The organism is Metaclostridioides mangenotii, from assembly GCF_018917235.1.
Classification (GTDB): Bacteria; Bacillota; Clostridia; order Peptostreptococcales; family Peptostreptococcaceae; genus Metaclostridioides.
On the sequence record NZ_JAHLOF010000004.1, the window covers coordinates 77,252 to 100,033 of the forward strand.

A 22,782-nucleotide genomic window follows, 5' to 3' on the forward strand; every position below is an offset into this window, starting at 1 on the left:
TTATTTTATTAATTGTGCAAATTCTTTACCGAAGTTTATACAATCTTCAAAAGTATCATCACTTGGTGAGAATTTTTTCTTAAGAGGCTCTACTGGAGACTTAAATACCATTGATTTAATTAAATTTTGGGCTATTGTTATTCCTTCACCGCTCCATCCAAATGATCCAAATACACCAGCTATCTTACCTTGGTTAATAACAGGATCTACAACTGAGAATAAATCCCACATAGGTTTTACCATAGTTTTGTTTATTGTAGGTGAACCTAGTAGTACAACTTTCGAAGACAAGAAAGCATCATGAACTTCTGATAATTTCATATTTTCTAAATCGTAAAGCTCAGCTTCTACACCTTCAGCTTTTAAACCTTCAATAATTTTTTCGGCCATTCTTAAAGTATTGTTATATGCTGATAAGTAGAATACAGCTGCCTTATTTTGGTTTATAAATCCTACATCTTCTGTAGCCCATTTTACATATTTTTCAACTATTGCATTAGGATCTTTGCTAAGCATTGGTCCATGAGAAGTAAGTATTGTATCAAATTCTACATTTAATTTTCCCAATTTCTCAACCGCACTTAAAACATGTTTGGCAAAAGGTTTTACTATACAATCATAGTAGAATCTTAATGAATCTTCATAGTTTTCTGTACCAACTATATCAGGATTAGTGTCAGCGTAGTGGCAACCAAATGCATCACATGTAAATAATAATTTATCTTCTTCTACATAACTAAACATTGTATCTACCCAATGTAAAAATGGCGCAGTTATAAATTTGACAGTTCTTTTACCAATATTAAGTGTTTCACCATCTTTTATCACATGACAATTAAATGGTTTATTTATTTGACCATCTAAATAAGTTTTAGCAGCTTTTGTACAATAAACTACAATATCTGGGTTTATGTCAAGAAGATACTTTAAACTACCAGAATGATCTGGCTCTGTGTGATGAACTACAACATAATCAATATCAGATATAGAAGTTACGTCATTTAAATTTTCAAAAAATTGATCCTTGAAGTTCTCTTTAACTGTGTCAAATAGAATAGTTTTCTCATCTTTTATTAAGTATGAGTTGTATGTAGTACCATAGTAAGTTTCCATTATAATGTCAAAGACTTTTAAGTCTTTGTCAGTAACACCCGTATAATAAACATCTTTTTTAATTTCAAAAACATTGCTCATTTTATATTCCTCCTCTAAAAAATTTTCATTTTTATCCATAAATTAAATTATACCCATATATAGGAATAAATAAAACACTATATTTAATTTCTATAAAAATGTTCAAATTCACATATTTATATATTAACATAATTTATAAAAGATACAATAATCTTTAATTAAAAATCAAAAAATGCAAATATTCTGTATCATTATGTATAATATTTGTCTACTACTTTATAACATTAAATTTTGATAGTAAAACTTATATCGTGTATAATAAGAATGATTAATTTAAATTGAATATATAACTAATTGGAGGTTTACTAATAGATGAAGAAAGTTGATTTAAAGAGGATACTAAAAAAAGTGGAAAAGCCATCTAGATATTTAGGTAATGAGATCAACTCTATACACAAAGATACAAATAAAGAGAGTTTAATAAGATATGCACATTGTTTTCCTGACATATATGAAGTTGGTATGAGTCACTTAGGGAGTCACATACTTTACGATGTAATAAATAAAGATGAAGATGTTTTTTGTGAAAGAGTATATTCTCCTGGTGTAGATATGGAGAATATACTGAGGGAAAAAAATATACCTATATTCGGTTTAGAATCAAGAGAACCTATTACAGATTTTGATTTTGTAACATTTACACTACAATATGAATTATCTTATACAAATATATTAAATATTCTAGATTTAGCGGGAATTCCTATATTAAAAGAAGAGAGAAATTTAAATGATCCTTTTGTAATGGTAGGGGGGCCTTGTGCTTATAACTCTGAGCCACTTGCAGATTTTGTTGATATTGTAATCTTAGGTGAAGGCGAAGAAGTTAATTTAGAGGTAGTAAATGTATACAAAGAGTGGAAAAAAAATAAGACCAGTAGAGAGGATTTTCTGTACAAAATATCTAATATAGAAGGTGTTTATATTCCAAGTTTTTACGATGTAAACTACAATGATGATGGTACAGTAAAAAATGTCTTTGCACTAAAAGAAGGAATACCAACAAATCCAAGTAAGAGAATTATTAAAGATGTGGAGAGCGTTGATTATCCAGAAAAATTTATTGTACCTTATATAGATACTGTACATGATAGAATTGTACTTGAGCTTTTTAGAGGTTGTACTAGAGGATGTAGATTTTGCCAAGCTGGCATGATTTACAGACCTATAAGAGAAAAGTCTGTAGATAGGCTAAAAGAGATATTAGAAAAATTAGTTAAGAGTACAGGATTTGATGAAATATCACTATCATCTCTAAGTACAAGTGATTATAGCCAATTGTCGGAACTAACTGATTATCTAGTGGATGAATATGCTTCTAGCAATATTGGAATATCACTACCGTCACTAAGACTTGATAACTTCTCTATGGAGATAGCAGATAAAATACAACAAGTAAGAAAATCAGGTCTAACTTTTGCTCCAGAAGCAGGAACTCAGAGAATGAGAGATGTAATAAATAAAGGAGTAACAGAAGAAGATTTAGAAAATGCAACACGTAAGGCTTTTGAAATGGGATGGAACAGTGTAAAATTATATTTTATGATTGGACTACCAACAGAGACATATGAAGATCTTGATGGGATTGCTAAATTAGCTTATGAGGTTATTGACATATACAGAGATGTTCACAGTGGAAAACTTAAAAAGAACTTTGGTGTAACAGTTAGTACATCTACTTTTGTACCAAAGCCGTTTACACCATTCCAGTGGCATGCTCAAGATACAACAGAAGAAGTTGTAGAAAAACAGAGACATTTAGTTAAAAAGCTTAGAAATAAAAATATTAAATACAACTATCATGATTCAAGTACTAGTTTAATGGAAGCAGTAATAGCTAGAGGTGATCGAAAGATAAGTAAAGTAATTTACGATGCATTTAAATTAGGATCTAAATTTGATGGATGGTCAGAGCATTTCAAACTTGATATATGGAAGGAAGCCATGGAAAAGAATAATTTATCAATTGAGTTTTATGCTAATAGAGATAGAGGTTATAATGAGGTCTTCCCATGGGATCATATAGATGTAGGAGTACACAAAGACTTCCTACTCAAAGAAAATGAAAAAGCCAAAGCAGATGAAATAACGCCTGATTGTAGAAATGGATGCAATGTATGTGGTATAAATACGCATGATATAGGAAGGGGACTATGCTAGATGAGCAAGATTATTAGAGTTAAATTTAAAAAGGAAGGGGATATGATTTACATCTCTCACCTCGATTTACAAAGACTACTTCATAGAGCATTTAGAAGAGCTGAGATAAATTTATCCCACTCACAAGGTTACAACCCTCATCCGAAAATGAGCTATGGAAATGCATTAGCACTTGGAACGGAGAGCCAAGGTGAATACGTAGATATAGAAATAGAAGACAATCTAACAATTGAAGAATTTTTGGAAAGAATTTCTAAGGAGCTACCTGAAGGAATAGAGTTTTTAAAAGCAATGGAAATCGATGCTCAAACTCCATCTCTTTCTTCGATTATTGACTATGGTGAATATATATTTAGCATTGATCTTGAAAGAACACTTAGTAAGGAATACGTCAAAAGCAAGATTGTCGAGTTTATGAACAAAGAAGAAGTTGTAATAACTAAAAAGAACAAAAAAGGAAAGATGGTGGAAGTTGACATTAGGCCTTTAATAAAAAGTTTTGATCTTATAGACTTAACTGAAGAAAAAATAACTCTAAACGCAATGATAGCTACTGGATCTAAACAAAACTTAAATACAAATATATTCATACCAAAGGTTTTAGAACTTTTTGGTATAGATATAGATCCACTAGATGTCGACATACTTAGACGTGATCTTTATATTCAAATGGATGGGCACCTTGAAACACCAATGTAAGTGGTGAATTATCTTAAGAATAGTTAAATCGTAGAGGTGATCGGTTTGAAAAATATAATAATAGAAACGCTAATTACATCACAAAAAACAGCTGTAATCGAGGATAATAAATTAATTGATTTTTTTATTGATGATTATTCCTCTAAGAAAAAAGTATCAAACATATATAGAGGAGTTGTAAAAAAAGTATTAAGTGGAATCGATGCATGTTTTGTTGATATAGGATTGGAAAAATTGGCTTATTTGCAACTAGATAGTGAATATGAAATTAAATCTGGCAGTGACGTACTTGTTCAGGTAAATAAGGATGAAGTTGGAACAAAAGGAGCAAAATTAAGCTTGGAAATTAGTATAGCAGGAAGATATTTGGTGTATATACCTACAAATACTAGAGTAACCATGTCAAGTAAAATAAGAGATGAGAAAGAAATTGTTAGACTGAAAAAGTTAGTCAAAGAAACCAATGTTGAGAATTTAGGTCTTATTATAAGGACAGAAGCACAGGGATGCACACAAGCAGATATTCTAAATGATATAAGCGAATTAAAACGCTTATACAATGATATTCTAAACGAATTTAATCTTGGAATGGGACCTAAACTATTGTATAAATCTGAGAGCTCAGCAGTAAAGTATATAAATGATTATATAAGTGAAGATATAGATAAAATAGTTACAGATAATGTTGAAACTAATGAAGAGATCAAAACTAAATTAAAATCAATTGATGAGAGGTTTATCGAAATTTTATCTTTGGAAGAAAATGACAATATATTTGAGATTTACAGAGTAGATGAAAAGGTAAATAAGATCTTTGATAAGAAAGTATGGCTGAAAAGCGGTGGATATATTGTAATAGATAAAACCGAAGCTATGACAGTCATAGACGTTAATACAGGCAAGTTTATAAAAAGTGCTCAGCTTTCAGATACGATTGTTAAAACGAATATTGAAGCAGCTTTAGAGATTTCACAACAACTGAAAATTAGAGATATAAGTGGAATTATTGTTATTGATTTTATAGATATGAAAACAGACAAAGATAAAAACAAAATCATAAGGATATTAGAAGAATGTCTCAAAAATGATAGAAGAAAATCTGAGGTTTTTGGTATGACTAGATTAGGATTAGTTGAAATAGCCCGTAGAAGAGAAAAAAGCTCGGTAGACTCTTATTATTTAATGGATTGTACTGTTTGTAAATCTGGTAATAGTCAAAAGTCGATAAAGTATATAATTGATAATATAGAAAGAGAGATAAGAAGAACGAAAAAGCATACAGTATATAGAGATGTATCTATAGAGCTTAATGATGCCGTTTTTTATTTAGTTAATAACCAATATTTAAGTGTTATTAATGAAATAAGTGAAAAATATGGCATAAAAATTACTCTATTACAAAATAATAAAATTATGCATGAGAATATACACGTGGTTTTCAATAAAAATAGTTGACAAAGCATTGGAATTATCATATAATTAATAACTGTAATGCCGCTCAGTAAAGGTCTAAATCTCTGTTAGGAGTACCTTGTATTGGCGAGTTTGTGACCGAGGAGGTGTATATATGTACGCTATAGTTAAGACTGGTGGAAAACAGTATAAAGTTTCTGAAGGTGATGTATTATTTGTTGAGAAGTTAGAAGCTAACACAGGTGATACTGTTACTTTAGATGAAGTATTAGCATGCTCAAAAGATGGAGAACTTAAATTAGGTGCTCCTGCAGTTGAAGGTGCTTCTGTACAAGCTAAAGTAGTTGAGCAAGGAAAAGCTAAAAAAGTTATAGTTTATAAGTATAAAGCTAAAAAAGACTATAGAAGAAAGCAAGGACATCGTCAAGCATATACTAAGTTAGTTGTTGAAAAAATAAACGCTTAGTGAGTATTTATTATGATAAAAGTAAAATATTATTATAATGATGATTTCCAAATAATAGGGTTTTGTTTAAGTGGACATGCTGGATTTGCAGATGCAGGACAAGATATAGTTTGTTCGGCAGTTACATCCAATGCAATTGCTGTCATAAATTCACTAGACAAACTACAAAAAGTTGAATTTGAAAAGATAGTTGCTGACGAAGGTCATATAGAGTGTATAGTAGATACGCCCTATATAGAAAAATCGAAATTGTTGCTAGAACATTTTCAACTTGCAGTTGAAGAGATAAAACGAGAATATCCGAAGTATATAAAAATTTTGAAAAAGTAGGGGGTGACTCCATATGTTAAAAATGAATTTACAATTACTAGCATCTAAAAAAGGAGTAGGTTCTTCTAAAAACGGTAGAGATTCTATATCAAAGAGATTAGGTGTTAAGAGATTCGATGGACAACTAGTAACAGCTGGAAGTATAATAGTTAGACAAAGAGGAACTAAAATACATCCAGGAACTAATGTAGGAAAAGGTAGCGATGATACTTTATTCGCATTAGTTGACGGTACTGTTAAGTTTGAAAGAAAAGATAAGAAGAGAAAAAAAGTTAGTATATATCCAGTAGCAATTGCTGAGTAATATACATGGAAGGAGTGTGGATACACTCCTTTTTATTTTAGTAAAAATATGATCGGACTTTATCTGGAATTTATTAATTAATTCGGGGTAAAATAGTAAAAAGATTAATCAAGTAGGTGATATTGTGTTTATAGATAAGGCGAAAATATTCGTCAAGGCCGGAAATGGTGGAAACGGAGGAGTATCTTTTAGGAGAGAAAAGTACGTTCCAGCAGGGGGTCCTGACGGAGGAGACGGCGGACGTGGTGGAAGTATAGTATTTGAAGTTGACTTAGGGATAAGAACTCTCTTAGACTTTAAATATCAAAGAAAATACTTAGCTCCGGCGGGTGGAAATGGAACAAAGAAAAATAGAGCAGGAAAAAATGGAGAAGATATTATTCTAAAAGTACCTGCAGGTACTATAATTAGAGATGAAGCAACTGGATTAGTTTTAGCAGACCTAAAAGACGAAAATGATAGACTAGTAGTTGCGAGAGGTGGTTATGGAGGAAAGGGTAATCAAAACTTTGCTACTGCTACAAGACAAGCTCCTAACTTTGCAAAACCTGGTACAGATGGAGAAGAGAGATGGGTCGTACTAGAACTAAAAATGCTGGCAGATGTCGGTCTTTTAGGTTTCCCAAATGTTGGAAAATCTACTTTCTTATCTCTTGTTACAAAAGCGAAACCAAAGATTGCAAACTATCACTTTACAACTATTACGCCAAATTTAGGAGTTGTACAAACTAAATATTCTGATAGTTTTGTTCTTGCAGATATTCCTGGGATAATTGAAGGTGCATCTGAAGGTATAGGGCTAGGTCATGAGTTTTTAAGGCATGTTGAAAGAACAAAAGTGCTTATTCATATCGTTGATATATCTGGGATAGAAGGTAGAGACCCAATTGAAGATTTTGACAAGATAAACGAAGAACTTAAGTTATATAATGAAAAACTTGCAAAAAGACCTCAAATAGTCGTTGCTAATAAAATAGATATACTAGAAGATGAGACAGTATTCGAAGAATTTAAAAATAATATAGAAGAACGTGGATACAAAGTATTTAAAATGTCTGCAGCAACAAGAGAAGGTGTTGACGATGTAATAAATTATGTATCTAATCTACTAAAAGAAGTAGAAGAAGTTGAACTGATCTCAGAAAATGATATGTATAAACCAGAAGCTGAGATAATCAATGATGAAGAGCTAGAAATAGTAATAGATGATGATGGAGTATATGAAGTAACAGGTAAGGCTCTTAGAAGAATCATGTATTCTATTAACTTTGATGATATGGAATCTCTTCAATTCTTCCAAAAAGCTATGGAGAGTAGAGGCGTATTTGATAGACTTAGAGAGATGGGAATAGAAGACGGTGATGTCGTTAGAATTTATGAATTAGAATTTGAATTCTACAACTAAAATAAAATTAACTATATTATAATAGAAATAGATTTTAAGATAATCAAAATATACAAAAGGAAAAGTGGTGAAGTAATGTTAAAAGGAAAGCAAAGATCATATTTAAAATCTCTAGCCAACAATCTTAAACCTACGACACAAATTGGTAAAGAGGGAGTTACAGAGGCCTTTTTAGAGCAGTTAGATAATATGCTAAGATCGAGAGAATTAGTAAAAGTAACAATATTAGAAAATGCTGGTCTGGATACTAAAGAAACTGCAAATCAAGTTTGTGAGGCATTAAGAGCGGAGTTTGTACAAGCTATCGGTTTTAAATTTACAGTATACAAAAAAAATATTGAAAGTCCTAAGATAGAGTTCCCTGGATACAGCCAGGCTAAAGCTAAGGTTAGAGATAACAAAGTTACAAAAAAAGGAAATCTTACGAAGAGCAATTTTAGATAGTATATCATTTTATTGAGATTTAAAAACACCCAAGTAATACTTGGGTGTTTTTTATAGTTAAATTAAAAAAGAAAACTTAAATATTTACCTTTGTTTATATTTAGGTATCATTACTTATATTTTAAGCTTAACTTAAGTCCATCTATTCCAATAATAGTGTTTTCGAAGACTTCTTTGGCATTATCTAAAAAGATTTCAGGTTTCATTACAGATGGACTGAAGTGAGTCAATAATAGCTGAGACACATTTCCGAGTCTAGCTAGATTTGCGCTCTCTCTAAAGGTCATGTGTTTATTTTTAACAGCTTTATCAATATCTAAATCATCTCCATACATTGCCTCACATACTAAAAGGTCGCTACCTTCGATAAATTCTGGAATATCAATTAATGGCCTAGTATCAGTAATAAAACTCAATTTAATACCCTTTCTCTCACTTCCTAAAACCATCTCTGGAGTATAGATTTTATTATTTATTGTCAAGGTTTCTCCATTTTGGAGTTTTTTCCATAAAAATCTTGGGACATCGTTATAAAAAGCTTTGTCCATATCAAATTTTCTAATTCGCTTGAATTTAAAACTATATCCGAGGCATTCGATAGAATGTTCTAATTCTATAGTTGATATTTCAAGGTTTTTAAAATGAGGATTGGAAAGATTAAAATTTACACCAGGATTTTCAACAACCTCTAGATTGTATGGAAGGGGACCAATTAAGGATTTTATTGATTTTATAGCATCTATTATTCCTGAAGGACCAAGTATCGTTAAATCATCAGTTTTACCGCTATTTCCAATTGTCGATAAAATACCAAGTAAACCAAAAATATGATCTCCATGTAAATGTGTAATGCATACTAAATCTATATCTTTGAATCCACATTTATTTATTTTCAATGATACTTGGGTTCCCTCTCCACAATCTATTAATATTTTTCGCCCATTGTAGTTTACAAATAAAGATGATAAGTATCTATTAGGTACAGGTACATTTCCACCACATCCGAGCAAAGTTAAGTCTATCATGTTATTTAAAGGCTCCTTTCGAATAGTCTTATCGAACTGTATATAATTATTTTACCATTATTTATATTTTAAATATTATTTTTCCTCAAATTTAATTAAATATCCATTTAAAGATTTTATTTATAATAATTATTTCCAATTATTACCAATATTTTTCACTAAATTGTATAAAAAAGTACTTAAAACTGGTAAAATGGAGTTAACTAAAGGGTAAAAATGGAGGATTTAATTATTATGTCAGTATCAGAATTAAAAGTAGAAGAAAGTATGTGGTTATTGGCAGATAGATTGAGGGGTAGTATGGATCCATCAGAGTATAAAAATATTGTTTTAGGCTTAATCTTTTTAAAATATATATCAGAGACTTTTGAAGCAAGATACGAAGAATTAAAAAAAGATAATAAATCTAATGAAGAAGATAAGATTGAATATATATCTAAGAATATTTTCTGGGTGCCACAAAAGGCTCGTTGGGACTATATAACTGAAAAAGCTGATAGCAAAGATTTGGGTAATATAATTAATGATGCAATGGTAATGATTGAAAAAGAGAATCCATCTCTTAAAGATGTATTGCCTAAAGACTTTGCTAGACCTCAGTTAAATGCGTCTAAATTAAGAGATGTAATAGATCTATTGAAATTTAAAGTAAGTAACACAGATAGCCAATCTAAAGATATACTTGGAAGAATTTATGAGTATTTCTTAAGTAAATTTGCAAGTGCAGAAGGCAAAGCAGGTGGAGAATTTTATACACCGAGATCTGTTGTTAAATTACTTGTAGAAATGTTAAAACCATGTAAGGGTAACGTTTATGATCCGTGTTGTGGATCTGGGGGATTGTTTGTTCAGTCTGAGAGATTTATTGAAGATCATAAAGGGAAACCTGGAGATATACACATATATGGGCAGGAGTCTAATCCAACAACTTGGAGAATGTGCAAGATGAACTTAGCTCTTAGAGGAATTGATGGAGATATTGGAAAGAGTAATGCGGATACTTTTCACAATGACTTACATCCAAACCTAAAAGCAGATTTTGTACTGGCAAACCCACCATTCAATATAAGTGATTGGGGTGGAGAAAAGCTAGAAGACGATGAAAGATGGGTGTATGGTATTCCGCCTCAAGGTAATGCAAACTATGCTTGGATTCAGCACATCGTATCCAAGCTTTCAGATAAGGGAAAAGCCGGATTTGTAATGGCTAATGGTAGCTTGTCAACAAAAAATATTCTAAGCGAATATGAGATAAGAAAAAAACTAATAGAAAATGACTTAGTTGATTGTATTGTTTTACTTCCGGCACAGATGTTTTACTCAACTCAAATACCAGCGTGTTTATGGTTTTTGACTAAAGATAAAAAAGAAAAGAAGAAATCCCGAGAAGGTGAAATATTATTTATCGATGTAGGCCAAAAAGGTTTTATGGCTGATCGGATTCATAAAGAATTTACAGATGATGAAATTCGTGAAATCTCAAGAATATACCATTCTTGGAAGGGGAGTAACGATCAAGAATATAAAGATATACCAGGATATTGTAAAGTTGAAAAAATAGAGAGTGTAATAAAAAATGATTTTGTATTAACTCCTAGTAGATATGTAGGTATAGAGATTGAAGAAGAAGATACAGAGCTATATGATGATAAAATGAAAAGATTAACTAAAACTCTAAAAGAACAATTTAAGGAGTCTCGTAAGCTTGAAGAAGATATTAAGAGAGTACTTGGAGGAATTGGATATGAGTTATAGGGAAGTTAGAATAGAAGATTTATTTGTCGTTCGTTATGGTAAATCACTCCCAAAGTTAAAAAGGAAAGAAGGAAAAGTAAAAGTCTATGGTTCAGGCGGAGTAATAGGTTATCACGATACGGCCTTAGTAAAGGGGCCAGCAATAATAATGGGGAGAAAGGGTAATGTAGGTAAGGTATTTTATGAAGAAGAAGATTTTTTCCCTATTGATACAACGTACTATATCCAAGAGGACAGTTCATATGATTTAAAATTTATATATTATTTATTGCAGACACAAAATCTAGATAAATTAAATACTCACAGCGCAGTACCAGGTATTAGCAGAGAAAACTTATACAGACTAAATGTGAGTATACCAGATAAAAAAACACAGATAGCTATAGGAAATACTTTAACACTATTTGATAGAAAAATTAAGATTAACAATAATATAGTGGACACGATTGAAGAAATAATCTCAGCGATATTTAGAAGATGGTTTAAAGACTTTGAATTCCCAATTAAAGATAATAAAACATATAGATCTAACGGTGGAGAATTTGTAGGAAGTGAGTTAGGCGAAATACCAGTTGGCTGGGAAGTTTCAAAGTTATCTAAAATAATAAAAATAAAGTCAGGAAAAAGACCTGAAAATACAAGAGAAAAGTACAATAGTGAATACTGCATTCCAGTTGTAGGAGCAAGTAAAATTATAGGGTACACAAATGAGCCACTTATAGAGGGCTCGCTGATAACTACTGGAAGAGTTGGGACTCATGGATGTTTAAGTAGATTTGATCAGCCAGTATGGGTATCAGATAATGCTTTCTATATTAAAAGTGAGTACGAAGAATATATTTATCAGATCATGAAATACATAGACTATTATTCTCTTAATAGAGGATCTACACAGCCGTTAATTAGCCAAAGTGATTTAAAAAAATATCCAATGTTGTTACCGCCTATTGAAATACTTAAAAAATATGAGGAAAGAGTATCTCTTTTATCAAGAGATATTGATACATATAAAAAAGAAAATTTAACTCTTAATTATATTAAGAAAGCTATAATGCCAAAACTTATTTCCGGAGAAATAGAACTACCATTTGAAGAAGAGGAAAAAGCACTTAGTTACTAGACTTTATTATTGATTGAAAAAAAGGCCAATTGATTATAGATATATGTAAATAGTTTTAAATATTTACAATATCTATAATCAATTGGCCTATGTATTTTAATAATATTACTTCATACTCTCTTCTTTGTATAATCTATAAACATTATATAAACCTAACATAAAGCTCAGGGCTCCAATAAGAATCTTAGTCATAACAAACCTCCGATTAAGTTGATTATTATCAATTATTATACCACATATATCTACATATCATATTCATCGTAGTTTAAAAGTTTACTTATTACCCTTTTTACTGTGTTGTAGTCAAAACCCTTATAAGTAAGGTGTTGGTATAGTTTTTGATAAGCTTTCATTTTATCTAATTTCTTTACTTGTTCATATTTTTTCTTAGCAAGATACATTGCATTTTCAAACTCTACATCCTCATCTATTTCGGAAATAGCATCATTTATATCTTCTCTTTTTATACCTTTTGTATAAAGATTTTGCTTAATTTTATTTTTTCCCCATTTATTTAAATGCACATTTTTATTTGTTAACTTATGAGCTAGCGAATTATCATCTATTAATCTGTATCCTTCCAAAAATTGTATAACTTGGTCTACAATATGTTCATCATAGTCTTCTGAAAGCTTGTCTCTCATATTTTTTTCTGATTTGTCAGCCCGAGTAAGAACATTTAGCGCTTTATTTTTTGCCTTAATAAACATTTCCTTATCCAACATTTCTTTTAAGCTTTCTTCGTCTATAGTATCTCCTTTTTTTAAATTAAAAGAGTAGATTAATTCTTTAAATACTGCAACAAAATATTTTTCATCCACATATATATTTACTCTATCTTCATTTTTCTTTTGAATCTCTAATTTTGTAATTATCGCCATAAATTTTTCCCCTTCTAATAGAAATTTATATTTATTTCACGAAGTTTGTATTGTTAAATATACATAACTATTATACTACAACTAAAAATATATTAAAAAAATAATTTGTTCCCAATATAAATCTAAATTTTAGATAAACTATATATAAGTTGATAAAATAGTTTTACTAAATATACAAAATTAAATCGTTAAAAAACATTTATATACTTTAAGAAATCTGAAAAAATGATACAATATATAGTATAACACTAAAAGGAGACTTAATATGAAAATAGATAATCTAGTTAAGACCGCTGAGAAAAAAAATGCTGAAAAACTAGAGAGATTTAAAAACAGTTCAAAAAAAATACGACTAGGTATTCTAGGAGGAACTTTTGATCCAATTCACTACGCTCATTTGGCAACTGCAGAATTCATTAGGGATAAATATAAATTGGATAAGATAATATTTATTCCATCTGGAAACCCTCCACATAAAACTAGTATTGTAACTGATAAAATAGATAGATATAATATGGTACTTCTAGCGACTGAAAGCAACAAAGATTTTTTTGTTTCAGATATAGAAATCAAAAAAGAACAGAGGTCCTATACCGTTGATACATTAGAAATGTTAAGACAGTGCTATAAAGAAGCAGAGTTATATTTTATAACTGGGGCAGATGCCATATGTAGTATTGAAGAGTGGAAAGATGTAAAGCGAAACTTTGAACTCGCTACATTTATAGCAGCTACAAGGCCAGGTATAAGCCTTCTTAGAGCACAAGAAACAATTGAAAAGCTAATCAAAAAATACGATGCTGATATTATTAGCGTATATGTCCCTTCTCTGGACATATCTTCAACCTATATTAGAGATCAACTCGAAGATGGTAAATCTGTTAGGTACTTAATGCCGGATAGCGTAGAAAAGTATTTATATGATAAAAAAATATACAGTATGGAGATGAGTAGATGAACATAGAGGAGATTAATCAAAAACTTTGTAAATTATTACCTAAAGGTAGAATTAATCATTCTTACAGAGTTGCCGATTGCGCCGTTAAACTATCAAAAATTTACAATTGCGATGAAGAAAAAGCGTATATAGCTGGCATAGTACACGATGCTGCTAAATGCCTAAAAGACGATCAAGTTAAGGATTATGTAGATAAGTATGAAATATATTTGGATCCGATAGAAGAAAACAACTTAGCTTTATCTCATAGCGTAATAGGATCATATATAGCAGAATATGAATTCAACATAGACGATAAGGATATTATAAATGCCGTAAGATATCATACTACTGGAAGAGAAAATATGGCACTTATAGAGAAAATTATATACATAGCTGATCTAATAGAAGATGGGAGGACGCTACCTCATGTACAAACGTTACGAGAATTGGCATTTAAAGGAAAATTAGATGAAGCTTTACTAATTTCATTTAATAACACTTTAAATTTTGTAATAAAAAATAATAATTTAATACACCCCCGTACAGTGAGTGCAAGAAATTACATGATTAAGGAAATGATATTATAACTGAAATGTTATTATAATTTAAGTTTTATGGTATAATAACTAATAGATTGTTTACAAGAGAAGAGATTTGAATTACGAAAGAGAGGATTATTATATGGCATTTGAACAAATGACAGTAGACCAAATGACTAAAGTTATATATGACGCTATTGAAGATAAACTTGGTAAAGATACAGTTGTAATAAATGTTGGAGCAGTTTCGAGTCTATGTGATTATTTTATTATTACAACAGCTTCTTCACAGAGACAAGTTAAAGCTATTGCAGATTCAGTAGAAGAAGAGATGACAAAAAATGGTATGGAGCCAAGAGGAAAAGAGGGATACGATAGTAAAAACTGGATACTATTAGATTATGTCGATATTATGGTGCATGTTTTTGATGAAGATAACAGAACTTTTTATAACTTAGAAAAGTTGTGGAAAGATGCTCCATATGTGGATGTAGATAGTATATAATAAATATTTTTAAAAAATATTGACAATATAAAATATTTATGATATTATCTTAAATACTTAACAAAATTGTTGATATATTTTGTATAATTTGAATATTATAAAATTAGAATTAAATACAATAGACTAGAGTAGTAGGACATTATATTTTTTTAGAGAGTTAGTGGTTGGTGTGAACTAATATAATATATATCTGAACTTGCTAGACACAATCTATTGACCTTAGCAGGTTTAAAAGCTTATGAGAGAGTTCAGTTTAAATATTGAACTAATTAGGGTGGTACCGCGATGATATCCTCGTCCCTAAACGTAAAGTTTAGAGACGGGGATTTTTTTATTTCCAAAAATATAAAAAAATCATCAATAAATATGGAAGTTAAACCTTAAAAAGTATGTATTTACTTTATAATAACTAAAGCAATAATAAGTCTTCAATATATAAAATTTAACCTAGGAGGTATTATATGAGCGTTTATAATTTTAAAGAAATAGAAAACAAGTGGAAAAAAATATGGGAAGAAACTGGTCAGTATAAAGTGGACACAAGAGAAACTGGCAAACCAAACTACTATACTTTGGAGATGTTCCCATACCCATCAGGACAAATTCATATGGGTCATGTTAGAAACTACTCTATAGGTGACGTAGTAGCTAGATTTAAGAAGATGGAAGGATACAATGTACTTCATCCAATGGGATGGGACTCATTCGGTCTTCCAGCTGAAAATGCTGCTATAAAAAATGGAATTCACCCACATATATGGACAATGAAAAATATAGAGGAAATGAAGGATAAGCTTAATTTATTGGGTGGAAGTTACGACTGGGATAAAGAGATAGCTACATCAACTCCTGAGTACTATAAATTTACTCAAGAAATATTCCTGAAATTTTTAGAAAATGGTCTAGCCTATAAGAAAAAATCTTTTGTTAACTGGTGTACATCTTGTGAAACTGTTTTAGCAAATGAGCAAGTTGTTCAAGGTGGATGTGAGAGATGCGGATCTTCTGTTATAAAGAAAGATCTTAATCAATGGTATTTCAAAATCACTGATTTTGCTGAAGAGTTATTAGACGATTTAGATACACTTGATGGATGGCCTGAAAAAGTAAAATTAATGCAAAAAAACTGGATAGGTAAGAGTGAAGGGGCTGACATAGATTTTAAGATCGCAGATACAGACAAAACTATGACAGTATTTACAACTAGACCAGATACAATATATGGAGTTACATGCATGGTGTTAGCTCCAGAGTTGGATCTAGTTAAAGAGTTAGTCGCTGGTACAGAGTATGAAAAGAACGTAGAAAATTTTGTAACGGAGATGTACAAATTTAGTGAGATAGAGAGAACTGCGGCTGATGCAGATAAACAAGGTATGTTTATAGGTAAATATGCTGTAAACCCAATAAACGGAAAAGAAGTTCCTATATGGATAGCAAATTATGTTATGCCTGACTATGGTACAGGTGTTGTTATGTCAGTTCCAGCTCATGATGATAGAGATAAAGAGTTTGCTCAAAAATACAATATAGATATAATAGATGTAATAGATGAAGATGGTAAGATGATAAACTCTGAAGAGTTTAATGGAATGGATAGTAAAGATGCATTCTCAAAAATATTAGATAAAATAGAATCCTCTAAATTAGGAAAGAGAACTGTAAATTATAGACTTAGAGATTGGTTACTTTCTAGACAGAGATATTGGGGATGCCCTATACCAGTTGTTTACTGTGACAATTGTGGAATAGTCCCAGAAAAGAAAGAAAACCTTCCAGTACTACTTCCAACAGATGTTGAGTTTACAGGAAAAGGGGAATCACCACTTACAACTTCAAAAGATTTTATGATTGCAACTTGTCCAAAATGCGGAAAACCAGCTACAAGAGAAGTTGACACTATGGATACATTTGTAGACTCTTCTTGGTACTTCTTAAGATATGTAGATAACAAAAATAAAGAAGAAGCATTTGATAGCGAATTAGCAAACAGATGGCTTCCAGTAGACCAATATATCGGTGGAGTAGAGCATGCTATTCTTCACTTACTTTATGCAAGATGGTTTGTAAAAGCATTTTATAAAATGGGAATGGTAAACTTTAGAGAACCATTTAAAAATTTACTTACACAAGGAATGGTTTTAAAAGACGGAGCCAAGATGAGTAAATCAAAAGGAAATACAGTATCGCCAGTAGAAATAATAGAAGAATACGGAGCAGATACTGCTAGACTATTTGTACTATTTGCCGCACCACCAGAAAGAGATCTTGAGTGGTCAGAGCAAGGTGTTGATGGATGTTTTAGATTCCTAAATAGAGTATACAGATTAGTTGATGAGCTAAAAGACGTTGTCAAAGAAGAATCTATATTTGGCGCGTTAACTAAAGAAGATAAGCATATGAGATATACAATTAACTCAACTCTTAAAAAAGTGACAGAAGATTTAAGTGAAAAATTTGGGTTTAATACAGCTATATCAGCACTAATGGAGTTAATAAATGAAGCTTACAAATATAAAGAATTAGAAACTAGAAATAATGCAGTACTTAAAGAATGTGTTGAAACAGTAATAGTTATACTAGCACCATTTGCTCCACATTTAGGTGATGAACTTTGGTCTATGATTGGTAAAGATGGAAGCGTATTTAGTATATCTTGGCCAAAATACGATGACTCTGCACTTGTTCAAGATGAAGTAGAAGTAGTTGTTCAAGTGAATGGTAAAGTAAGAGATAAAATGAATATACCAGCAAATACAAGTAAGGAAGATATGGAAAAGTTAGCCATAGAAAATACTAAAATAAAGGATTTTGTTGAAGGAAAGACTGTAGTAAAAATTGTTGGTGTACCTAATAAATTAGTAAATATAGTTGTAAAATAAGATTTTTTAAATTGATCAAAAATTTGATTTTAAATATTAACAACAATATAAAAACGAGCTGACAATTATGTTAGCTCGTTTTTATATTATATAAACTTAAATAATGCTATCTTTCTTTTTTATAAAATCTTGACTTTACAACATCTAAAATGTAGTCAGTTGCATCTATTTTCAATTGAATAATAATTATTACGTATACTATTGCGCCAATAGAAGTCGAAATTAAAAGTGCAATAATTTCATTTGTTTGGGATATTTTATCAAATGTAAACAACACGACAGTTGCCATAATCCCTGATGCAAATAAAGTCTTGAAAAAAGTTATTATCATATTTTTAGCATGTAGTCTTCCTATTTTTTTTCTTAAATTGTACATCAAGAATGTAACGGCAAAAATGGCAGATAGACTAGATCCCAATGCAAGTCCTGGTGCTTTTAAAAAGCGAACTAGAATTAAATTAAAAATTATATTTAAAAAAACACATAGTAAACTGTTTTTCATAGGAGTTTTAGTATCTTGCAAAGAGTAAAATACTCTTATAACTACATCGATAATTCCACTTGCTAACATACCTATTGCATAAAAAGATAATACTCTTGATGTCACTAAAGTAGCGCTACTATCAAATTGTCCTCTTTCAAATAAAGTTCTTATTATTGGTTCCGATAACACAAATGCTCCAATAGATATAGGCATGGTTATTAAAGTAACTGCATTTATTGATATGGAAAGAGTATCTTTTAATTTTTTTATATTTTTACTAGCTCCTAATTTCGAAAATAAAGGATAGAGAACTGAAGTTATTGAAGCAACAAATAGCCCCGTTACGAAGATGTTTAGTTTGTATCCGTAATTTAACGCTGATAACGATCCTTCAGCTAATGTAGAGGCTAAGTTTTTATCTACAAGGTTGTTTATTTGGTTTGCAGAAGCTCCTATTAAGATTGGAACAATTGCCAATGCCATGTGTTTAACATTTTCATCTTCCAAACTAAATTTTGGTTTGTATTTAAAGCCCTTTTTATAACAAAATGGAATAAGAAAAACCATTTGAGCTAAAAATGCAAAAACAGTACCATATCCTAACATACTAATTCCAAATTTTTTGCTGAGTAATATAGATATAATTATAGATAGATTATAGGGTAAGGACATAAGCCCTGTTATCAAAAAGTAATCGTATATTTCTAAATATGCTTTTAGGATATAAGTTACTGAAACCAAACCGACTGAAAATAAAACAATTCTGGTTAATTGTACGGTAAGTTCTAAAACTTCTCCCTTAAATCCCATAGCAAATAATTTTACTAATGGCTCTGTAAAAATCCATCCTAAAACAACTATTAATATCGAGATTATCATAATAATATTAATTATATTGCCTGTAAACTCTAAAGCTTTAGAATGTCCACCTTTATTTTCAGCGTCGGTATATATAGGCATAAAAGTGCTTTGAATAGCTACACAGAATAGGCCAATAAATGCCACTGAAATAATATTTAAAGCCATTAAATATGCATCTGAAACAACTCCAGCACCATATATATACGCGATAACAACATCTCTGAAAAATCCGAGTCCTTTTGCAATCATTGTTGCAACAAATAAAATAATTGCTGATTTAACCGTTTTGGACATAAGTTTACCTCTTTTCTTTTCGTAACAAACTACATTCTGATTAACTTAAAATATTATATAGATTATATGTAAAAGTATACAATTTATCAAGTTTTAAATCTGAATTAATTGAGAGCTATAAAAAGTTATCTAAAAAAAGATTTAGGATTCGTTAATACTATTAACTGAATCCTAAATCCTTTTACTTTTATAATTATTGAATTGATCTATTATAGAAAAGTCTAACAGTATATACCTTTTTCAAAAATATCTTTTATTTCACCTAAATCATCAGTTTTGCCAAGAGCAAGAATTAATTTGATTCTTGCCTTTTGACCTGGAAGGTCCCCACCAAAAATACATCCGAGATTTCTAAGGTCTCTTCCAGAGCCATAATAACCATAACTATCTAATACTCTACCAGAGTGGCATCTTGATACGACTACTACAGCGATGTCCTTTTCTCTTGCGTATTTTATACCAGAGAACATACTAGGAGGAATGTTTCCTCTTCCCATACACTCGACTATAATACCTTTATAACCTTGATCGACTGCATATCTTATAAAGAGATCATCTTCACCAGTACAAGCTTTAAAAATAGCAACCTTTGGCTCGATTTTATCGGTTTTAATTATAGATCTATTGACTATATCTCTATTTAATACAAGTTCGTTGCAGTCAATAACACCAAGCGGACCACTTGTAAGTGATTGAAAAGTATTCAAAGAAAGAGTGTTTGTCTTAGTTGCTTCCGATGCAAGTAGTACCTCATTGTTTAGAACTACCAAAACACCTTTGCCCAAAGCATCTTTTGATATTGCTGTACAAACAGATGCAGATAGGTTGCTTGATCCATCATAACCCAGCTCAGAGCTACTTCTCATTGCTCCAGTAACAATTACTGGTTTTATACTATCTATTGTTAGGTCTAGAAAATACGCAGTTTCTTCTAAGCTGTCCGTTCCATGTGTCACTACAACTCCAGTAATATCTTCTCTAGCTAGTAATTCATTTATATAGTCTCTAAGTTCCATCATTATTTCAGGTGTAATATGCGGTCCTGGTATTTCAGCAAAATTTAGTACTTCAATATCAGCCACTTTATCAATATTGGTTACCATTGAAAGTATTTGCTCTCCAGATAGAGTCGGTATAGCAGCTCCTACAGTATCATCTACTGTCATTGAAATGGTACCACCTGTAAAAACAATTGCGACTTTTTTCTTTAAACTCATAGTATCTTCCCTCTTTTTCAAATAATATATTATCCGAATGAAATTATATCAGAAAAACATATCTTGGTCTATTACAATATCATTTCGAAACTTATAAATTATGACTTTTACATAAATGTTTTTTTGAATTTAAATTATATTTTTTTAGTTTTATACCATTCATTTTCATATTCTGTAAAAATATTTTTAATTGCATTACCTATATCTGTATACGCATCATCATTTAAATTTGCAAGCGATACACGTAATGACCATTTTGGTCCTGCAAACCCATCGCCACTTAGTAGCACAGTAGAGTAATCATTTGCAAGTTTGTACAGTACATCAACCAATGAATACTTTTTATTGATAAATTCAAAAAATTCCTCTCCATGATATGTTTTAGCCCATTTTTCGATATTAAGTACTGTATAGTAAGATGCATTATTTTGAGCAAGTTTCAACGGTAAACCAAGTGCATTGTAGAGAAGTTTTATACGTCTATGACAAATGCTCATGCTAAGTTTTTTGTATGCATCTACTTTATCAATAAGCGCAAATGCAGAGAAGAATGCCATCTGTACTTGTTGTGGAGTAGATAGACCAGCGGTATGGTTAAGAGCAACCATTCTACTATCAGCGACAACTCTCTCCATAAATGTAAGATTTGATGGATCTATACTCATATCACTATATCTCTTGTTTACTGTAGCTTTTAATTCATTAGATAAAGACTTAATCTTTTTGTCAAATACATTAGATTTGTGTAATGCAAATGTTCCAAGTCTCCATCCAGTTACTCCAAAATATTTAGAGTAAGAGTATACTCCAATTGTATTAAATGGGAGTCTAGACATTAGTGAATGAAAATTGTTAACAAAGGTTCCGTAAACATCATCAGATATAATCATTAGATCTTTGTTATAATTTTGTACAACATCAATTAGATTATTATAAGAAGTCTCATCTAGCGCTACTGAAGCGGGGTTGTTAGGATTTACAACAAAAAGAGCTTTAATAGATTTATCTTCAAGTTTTTTTAACTCATCCCTAGAGTATTGCCAAGTATTATTTCCGTCTTTATCTATTGTGTCAGCGTTAACATGAACAATTTCAAAATTATATCTTGGAAGATGTGGTATTTCTAAATAAGGTGTAAATATCGGAGTCATTAGAGCAATTTTATCTCCTCTTTTAAGAAGTTCATTAGCCATTAATGAATCAAATATATAACACATTGCGGCAGTAGCACCTTCTACTGCAAAAATCTCAACATCACCGTATTTTCCGTTAATGTCGTATTTCATTTCTTTTACTAAGTAATCATGTACTATTTTTTCTATATGTGGAAGCATTCTATCTGGTAGAGGATAGTTGTCACCAATAATACCATCGGCTAACTCGTATATAAATTCATCCTTGTCAAATCCTAATTCATCAATCCCATACTCAATGATCTCTTTAGCAAGATGTGCACCTGGCATGTCTATATTTTTGTTAATGTAATCGTAAAATCTTTTCGAAATACCTACTTTTTTTGGCATTCCAGATAAGTTACCGAGATCCCAGTTTCGTCTAGATTCTGAGACTGAGAAGTTCCCAAATGTAAAAAAAGCCTCTCTGGCAGTTGAATTTGTCCAGTTTGGATTTCCGCGCCCAGCATCTAACAGTTGACGACTGTTTTCTTTTGCTGTTACTTTGGCTATATTTAAAAGTTTATCTTTAAATTCGAATGGACTTAATTTTCCATACATATTTTTAATTTCTTGGTAGTTATAACATTTCATTTAAACTCCTCCTTTTAGAATAGATTAAACAATTTTTTATAAGTTAAGTCATACAATTTTATACTAAAGAGATCTATACTTTAATTATATATGGTTATATA

The 22,782-nt window shown here is 30.6% G+C and carries 20 protein-coding genes and 1 other annotated feature; of the genes, 14 read left to right on the top strand and 6 right to left on the bottom strand.

Annotation, left to right across the window (positions count from 1 at the left end; all coding sequences use genetic code 11):
* Positions 1 to 1,194: an FprA family A-type flavoprotein gene (locus tag KQI18_RS07540; protein WP_216467178.1), complete on the bottom strand. Its 1,194-nt coding sequence runs from the start codon at positions 1,192 to 1,194 to the stop codon at positions 1 to 3.
* A gap of 312 nt (positions 1,195 to 1,506) precedes the next feature.
* Here KQI18_RS07540 and KQI18_RS07545 point away from each other — a divergent pair, with 312 nt between their 5' ends.
* From KQI18_RS07545 to KQI18_RS07580, 8 genes are all read left to right on the top strand, one after another.
* A complete protein-coding gene (locus tag KQI18_RS07545; RefSeq protein ID WP_216467179.1) occupies positions 1,507 to 3,351 on the top strand; it encodes a TIGR03960 family B12-binding radical SAM protein in 1,845 nt (614 codons plus the stop codon).
* Complete coding sequence (locus KQI18_RS07550) at positions 3,352 to 4,050, top strand: TIGR03936 family radical SAM-associated protein (RefSeq protein WP_216467180.1); 699 nt, start codon at positions 3,352 to 3,354, stop codon at positions 4,048 to 4,050.
* Between the two features lie 36 nt (positions 4,051 to 4,086).
* Positions 4,087 to 5,505: an Rne/Rng family ribonuclease gene (locus tag KQI18_RS07555; protein WP_334299403.1), complete on the top strand. Its 1,419-nt coding sequence runs from the start codon at positions 4,087 to 4,089 to the stop codon at positions 5,503 to 5,505.
* Between the two features lie 112 nt (positions 5,506 to 5,617).
* Positions 5,618 to 5,929, top strand: coding sequence for a 50S ribosomal protein L21 (gene rplU, locus KQI18_RS07560; RefSeq protein ID WP_216467182.1), 312 nt, complete (start codon positions 5,618 to 5,620; stop codon positions 5,927 to 5,929).
* A gap of 12 nt (positions 5,930 to 5,941) precedes the next feature.
* Positions 5,942 to 6,259, top strand: a complete 318-nt coding sequence (locus KQI18_RS07565; RefSeq protein WP_216467183.1) for a ribosomal-processing cysteine protease Prp — start codon at positions 5,942 to 5,944, stop codon at positions 6,257 to 6,259.
* 13 nt (positions 6,260 to 6,272) lie between these two features.
* Entirely contained in the window at positions 6,273 to 6,563 is a 291-nt protein-coding gene (gene rpmA, locus KQI18_RS07570; RefSeq protein WP_216467184.1) for a 50S ribosomal protein L27, read from the top strand.
* 124 nt (positions 6,564 to 6,687) lie between these two features.
* Complete coding sequence (gene obgE, locus KQI18_RS07575) at positions 6,688 to 7,968, top strand: GTPase ObgE (RefSeq protein ID WP_216467185.1); 1,281 nt, start codon at positions 6,688 to 6,690, stop codon at positions 7,966 to 7,968.
* Positions 7,969 to 8,043: 75 nt separating this feature from the next.
* On the top strand, positions 8,044 to 8,412 hold the full coding sequence (locus tag KQI18_RS07580) for a YhbY family RNA-binding protein (RefSeq protein ID WP_216467186.1): 369 nt from the start codon (positions 8,044 to 8,046) through the stop codon (positions 8,410 to 8,412).
* A 110-nt stretch (positions 8,413 to 8,522) separates the two neighbouring features.
* Here KQI18_RS07580 and KQI18_RS07585 read toward each other — a convergent pair whose 3' ends face one another.
* Positions 8,523 to 9,437, bottom strand: coding sequence for a ribonuclease Z (locus KQI18_RS07585; protein WP_216467187.1), 915 nt, complete (start codon positions 9,435 to 9,437; stop codon positions 8,523 to 8,525).
* Between the two features lie 234 nt (positions 9,438 to 9,671).
* On the opposite strand from KQI18_RS07585, the gene KQI18_RS07590 reads away from it, so the two are divergent.
* Both KQI18_RS07590 and KQI18_RS07595 read left to right on the top strand, forming a co-directional pair.
* A complete protein-coding gene (locus tag KQI18_RS07590) occupies positions 9,672 to 11,192 on the top strand; it encodes a type I restriction-modification system subunit M (protein WP_216467188.1) in 1,521 nt (506 codons plus the stop codon).
* Positions 11,182 to 12,312 carry a restriction endonuclease subunit S gene (locus tag KQI18_RS07595; protein WP_216467189.1) on the top strand — a complete coding sequence of 377 codons (1,131 nt, stop codon included), beginning with the start codon at positions 11,182 to 11,184 and terminating at the stop codon, positions 12,310 to 12,312. The genes KQI18_RS07590 and KQI18_RS07595 overlap by 11 nt, the downstream gene beginning before the upstream one ends.
* Positions 12,313 to 12,554: 242 nt before the next feature.
* Here the strand turns inward: KQI18_RS07595 and recX are convergent, their stop codons facing one another.
* Positions 12,555 to 13,193: a recombination regulator RecX gene (recX, locus tag KQI18_RS07600; RefSeq protein WP_216467190.1), complete on the bottom strand. Its 639-nt coding sequence runs from the start codon at positions 13,191 to 13,193 to the stop codon at positions 12,555 to 12,557.
* A gap of 265 nt (positions 13,194 to 13,458) precedes the next feature.
* Between recX and nadD the strand changes: the two genes are divergently transcribed.
* The 4 genes from nadD to leuS all read left to right on the top strand — a co-directional run bounded on the left by nadD (position 13,459) and on the right by leuS (position 18,059).
* Entirely contained in the window at positions 13,459 to 14,151 is a 693-nt protein-coding gene (nadD, locus tag KQI18_RS07605) for a nicotinate-nucleotide adenylyltransferase (protein WP_216467191.1), read from the top strand.
* Positions 14,148 to 14,720, top strand: a complete 573-nt coding sequence (gene yqeK / locus KQI18_RS07610) for a bis(5'-nucleosyl)-tetraphosphatase (symmetrical) YqeK (protein WP_216467192.1) — start codon at positions 14,148 to 14,150, stop codon at positions 14,718 to 14,720. Before nadD ends, yqeK begins: the two co-directional genes overlap by 4 nt.
* A gap of 109 nt (positions 14,721 to 14,829) precedes the next feature.
* Positions 14,830 to 15,177, top strand: a complete 348-nt coding sequence (rsfS, locus tag KQI18_RS07615; RefSeq protein ID WP_216467325.1) for a ribosome silencing factor — start codon at positions 14,830 to 14,832, stop codon at positions 15,175 to 15,177.
* 109 nt (positions 15,178 to 15,286) lie between these two features.
* Positions 15,287 to 15,482, top strand: a binding site (T-box leader).
* A gap of 156 nt (positions 15,483 to 15,638) precedes the next feature.
* The gene (gene leuS, locus KQI18_RS07620) at positions 15,639 to 18,059 is read left to right on the top strand and encodes a leucine--tRNA ligase (protein ID WP_216467193.1); all 2,421 of its coding nucleotides are present in this window, start codon (positions 15,639 to 15,641) and stop codon (positions 18,057 to 18,059) included.
* A 106-nt stretch (positions 18,060 to 18,165) separates the two neighbouring features.
* On the opposite strand, the gene murJ is transcribed toward leuS, so the two are convergent.
* The 3 genes from murJ to aspD form a co-directional block, all read right to left on the bottom strand.
* Positions 18,166 to 19,698 (bottom strand): murein biosynthesis integral membrane protein MurJ, encoded by a 1,533-nt coding sequence (gene murJ / locus KQI18_RS07625; RefSeq protein WP_216467194.1) that lies wholly within the window; start codon positions 19,696 to 19,698, stop codon positions 18,166 to 18,168.
* Between the two features lie 221 nt (positions 19,699 to 19,919).
* Positions 19,920 to 20,915, bottom strand: a complete 996-nt coding sequence (locus KQI18_RS07630) for an asparaginase (protein WP_216467195.1) — start codon at positions 20,913 to 20,915, stop codon at positions 19,920 to 19,922.
* Positions 20,916 to 21,049: 134 nt separating this feature from the next.
* Positions 21,050 to 22,681 carry an aspartate 4-decarboxylase gene (aspD, locus tag KQI18_RS07635; RefSeq protein WP_216467196.1) on the bottom strand — a complete coding sequence of 544 codons (1,632 nt, stop codon included), beginning with the start codon at positions 22,679 to 22,681 and terminating at the stop codon, positions 21,050 to 21,052.
* Positions 22,682 to 22,782: the final 101 nt, after the last annotated feature.

Excerpts from the sequence above, each read along its gene's own strand:
- KQI18_RS07540 (WP_216467178.1), bottom strand. The coding sequence starts at position 1,194 with ATGAGCAATGTTTTTGAAATTAAAAAAGATGTTTATTATACGGGTGTT.
- KQI18_RS07545 (WP_216467179.1), top strand. The coding sequence starts at position 1,507 with ATGAAGAAAGTTGATTTAAAGAGGATACTAAAAAAAGTGGAAAAGCCA.
- KQI18_RS07550 (WP_216467180.1), top strand. The coding sequence starts at position 3,352 with ATGAGCAAGATTATTAGAGTTAAATTTAAAAAGGAAGGGGATATGATT.
- rplU (WP_216467182.1), top strand. The coding sequence starts at position 5,618 with ATGTACGCTATAGTTAAGACTGGTGGAAAACAGTATAAAGTTTCTGAA.
- KQI18_RS07565 (WP_216467183.1), top strand. The coding sequence starts at position 5,942 with ATGATAAAAGTAAAATATTATTATAATGATGATTTCCAAATAATAGGG.
- rpmA (WP_216467184.1), top strand. The coding sequence starts at position 6,273 with ATGTTAAAAATGAATTTACAATTACTAGCATCTAAAAAAGGAGTAGGT.
- KQI18_RS07580 (WP_216467186.1), top strand. The coding sequence starts at position 8,044 with ATGTTAAAAGGAAAGCAAAGATCATATTTAAAATCTCTAGCCAACAAT.
- KQI18_RS07585 (WP_216467187.1), bottom strand. The coding sequence starts at position 9,437 with ATGATAGACTTAACTTTGCTCGGATGTGGTGGAAATGTACCTGTACCT.
- KQI18_RS07590 (WP_216467188.1), top strand. The coding sequence starts at position 9,672 with ATGTCAGTATCAGAATTAAAAGTAGAAGAAAGTATGTGGTTATTGGCA.
- KQI18_RS07595 (WP_216467189.1), top strand. The coding sequence starts at position 11,182 with ATGAGTTATAGGGAAGTTAGAATAGAAGATTTATTTGTCGTTCGTTAT.
- recX (WP_216467190.1), bottom strand. The coding sequence starts at position 13,193 with ATGGCGATAATTACAAAATTAGAGATTCAAAAGAAAAATGAAGATAGA.
- nadD (WP_216467191.1), top strand. The coding sequence starts at position 13,459 with ATGAAAATAGATAATCTAGTTAAGACCGCTGAGAAAAAAAATGCTGAA.
- yqeK (WP_216467192.1), top strand. The coding sequence starts at position 14,148 with ATGAACATAGAGGAGATTAATCAAAAACTTTGTAAATTATTACCTAAA.
- rsfS (WP_216467325.1), top strand. The coding sequence starts at position 14,830 with ATGACAGTAGACCAAATGACTAAAGTTATATATGACGCTATTGAAGAT.
- leuS (WP_216467193.1), top strand. The coding sequence starts at position 15,639 with ATGAGCGTTTATAATTTTAAAGAAATAGAAAACAAGTGGAAAAAAATA.
- murJ (WP_216467194.1), bottom strand. The coding sequence starts at position 19,698 with ATGTCCAAAACGGTTAAATCAGCAATTATTTTATTTGTTGCAACAATG.
- KQI18_RS07630 (WP_216467195.1), bottom strand. The coding sequence starts at position 20,915 with ATGAGTTTAAAGAAAAAAGTCGCAATTGTTTTTACAGGTGGTACCATT.
- aspD (WP_216467196.1), bottom strand. The coding sequence starts at position 22,681 with ATGAAATGTTATAACTACCAAGAAATTAAAAATATGTATGGAAAATTA.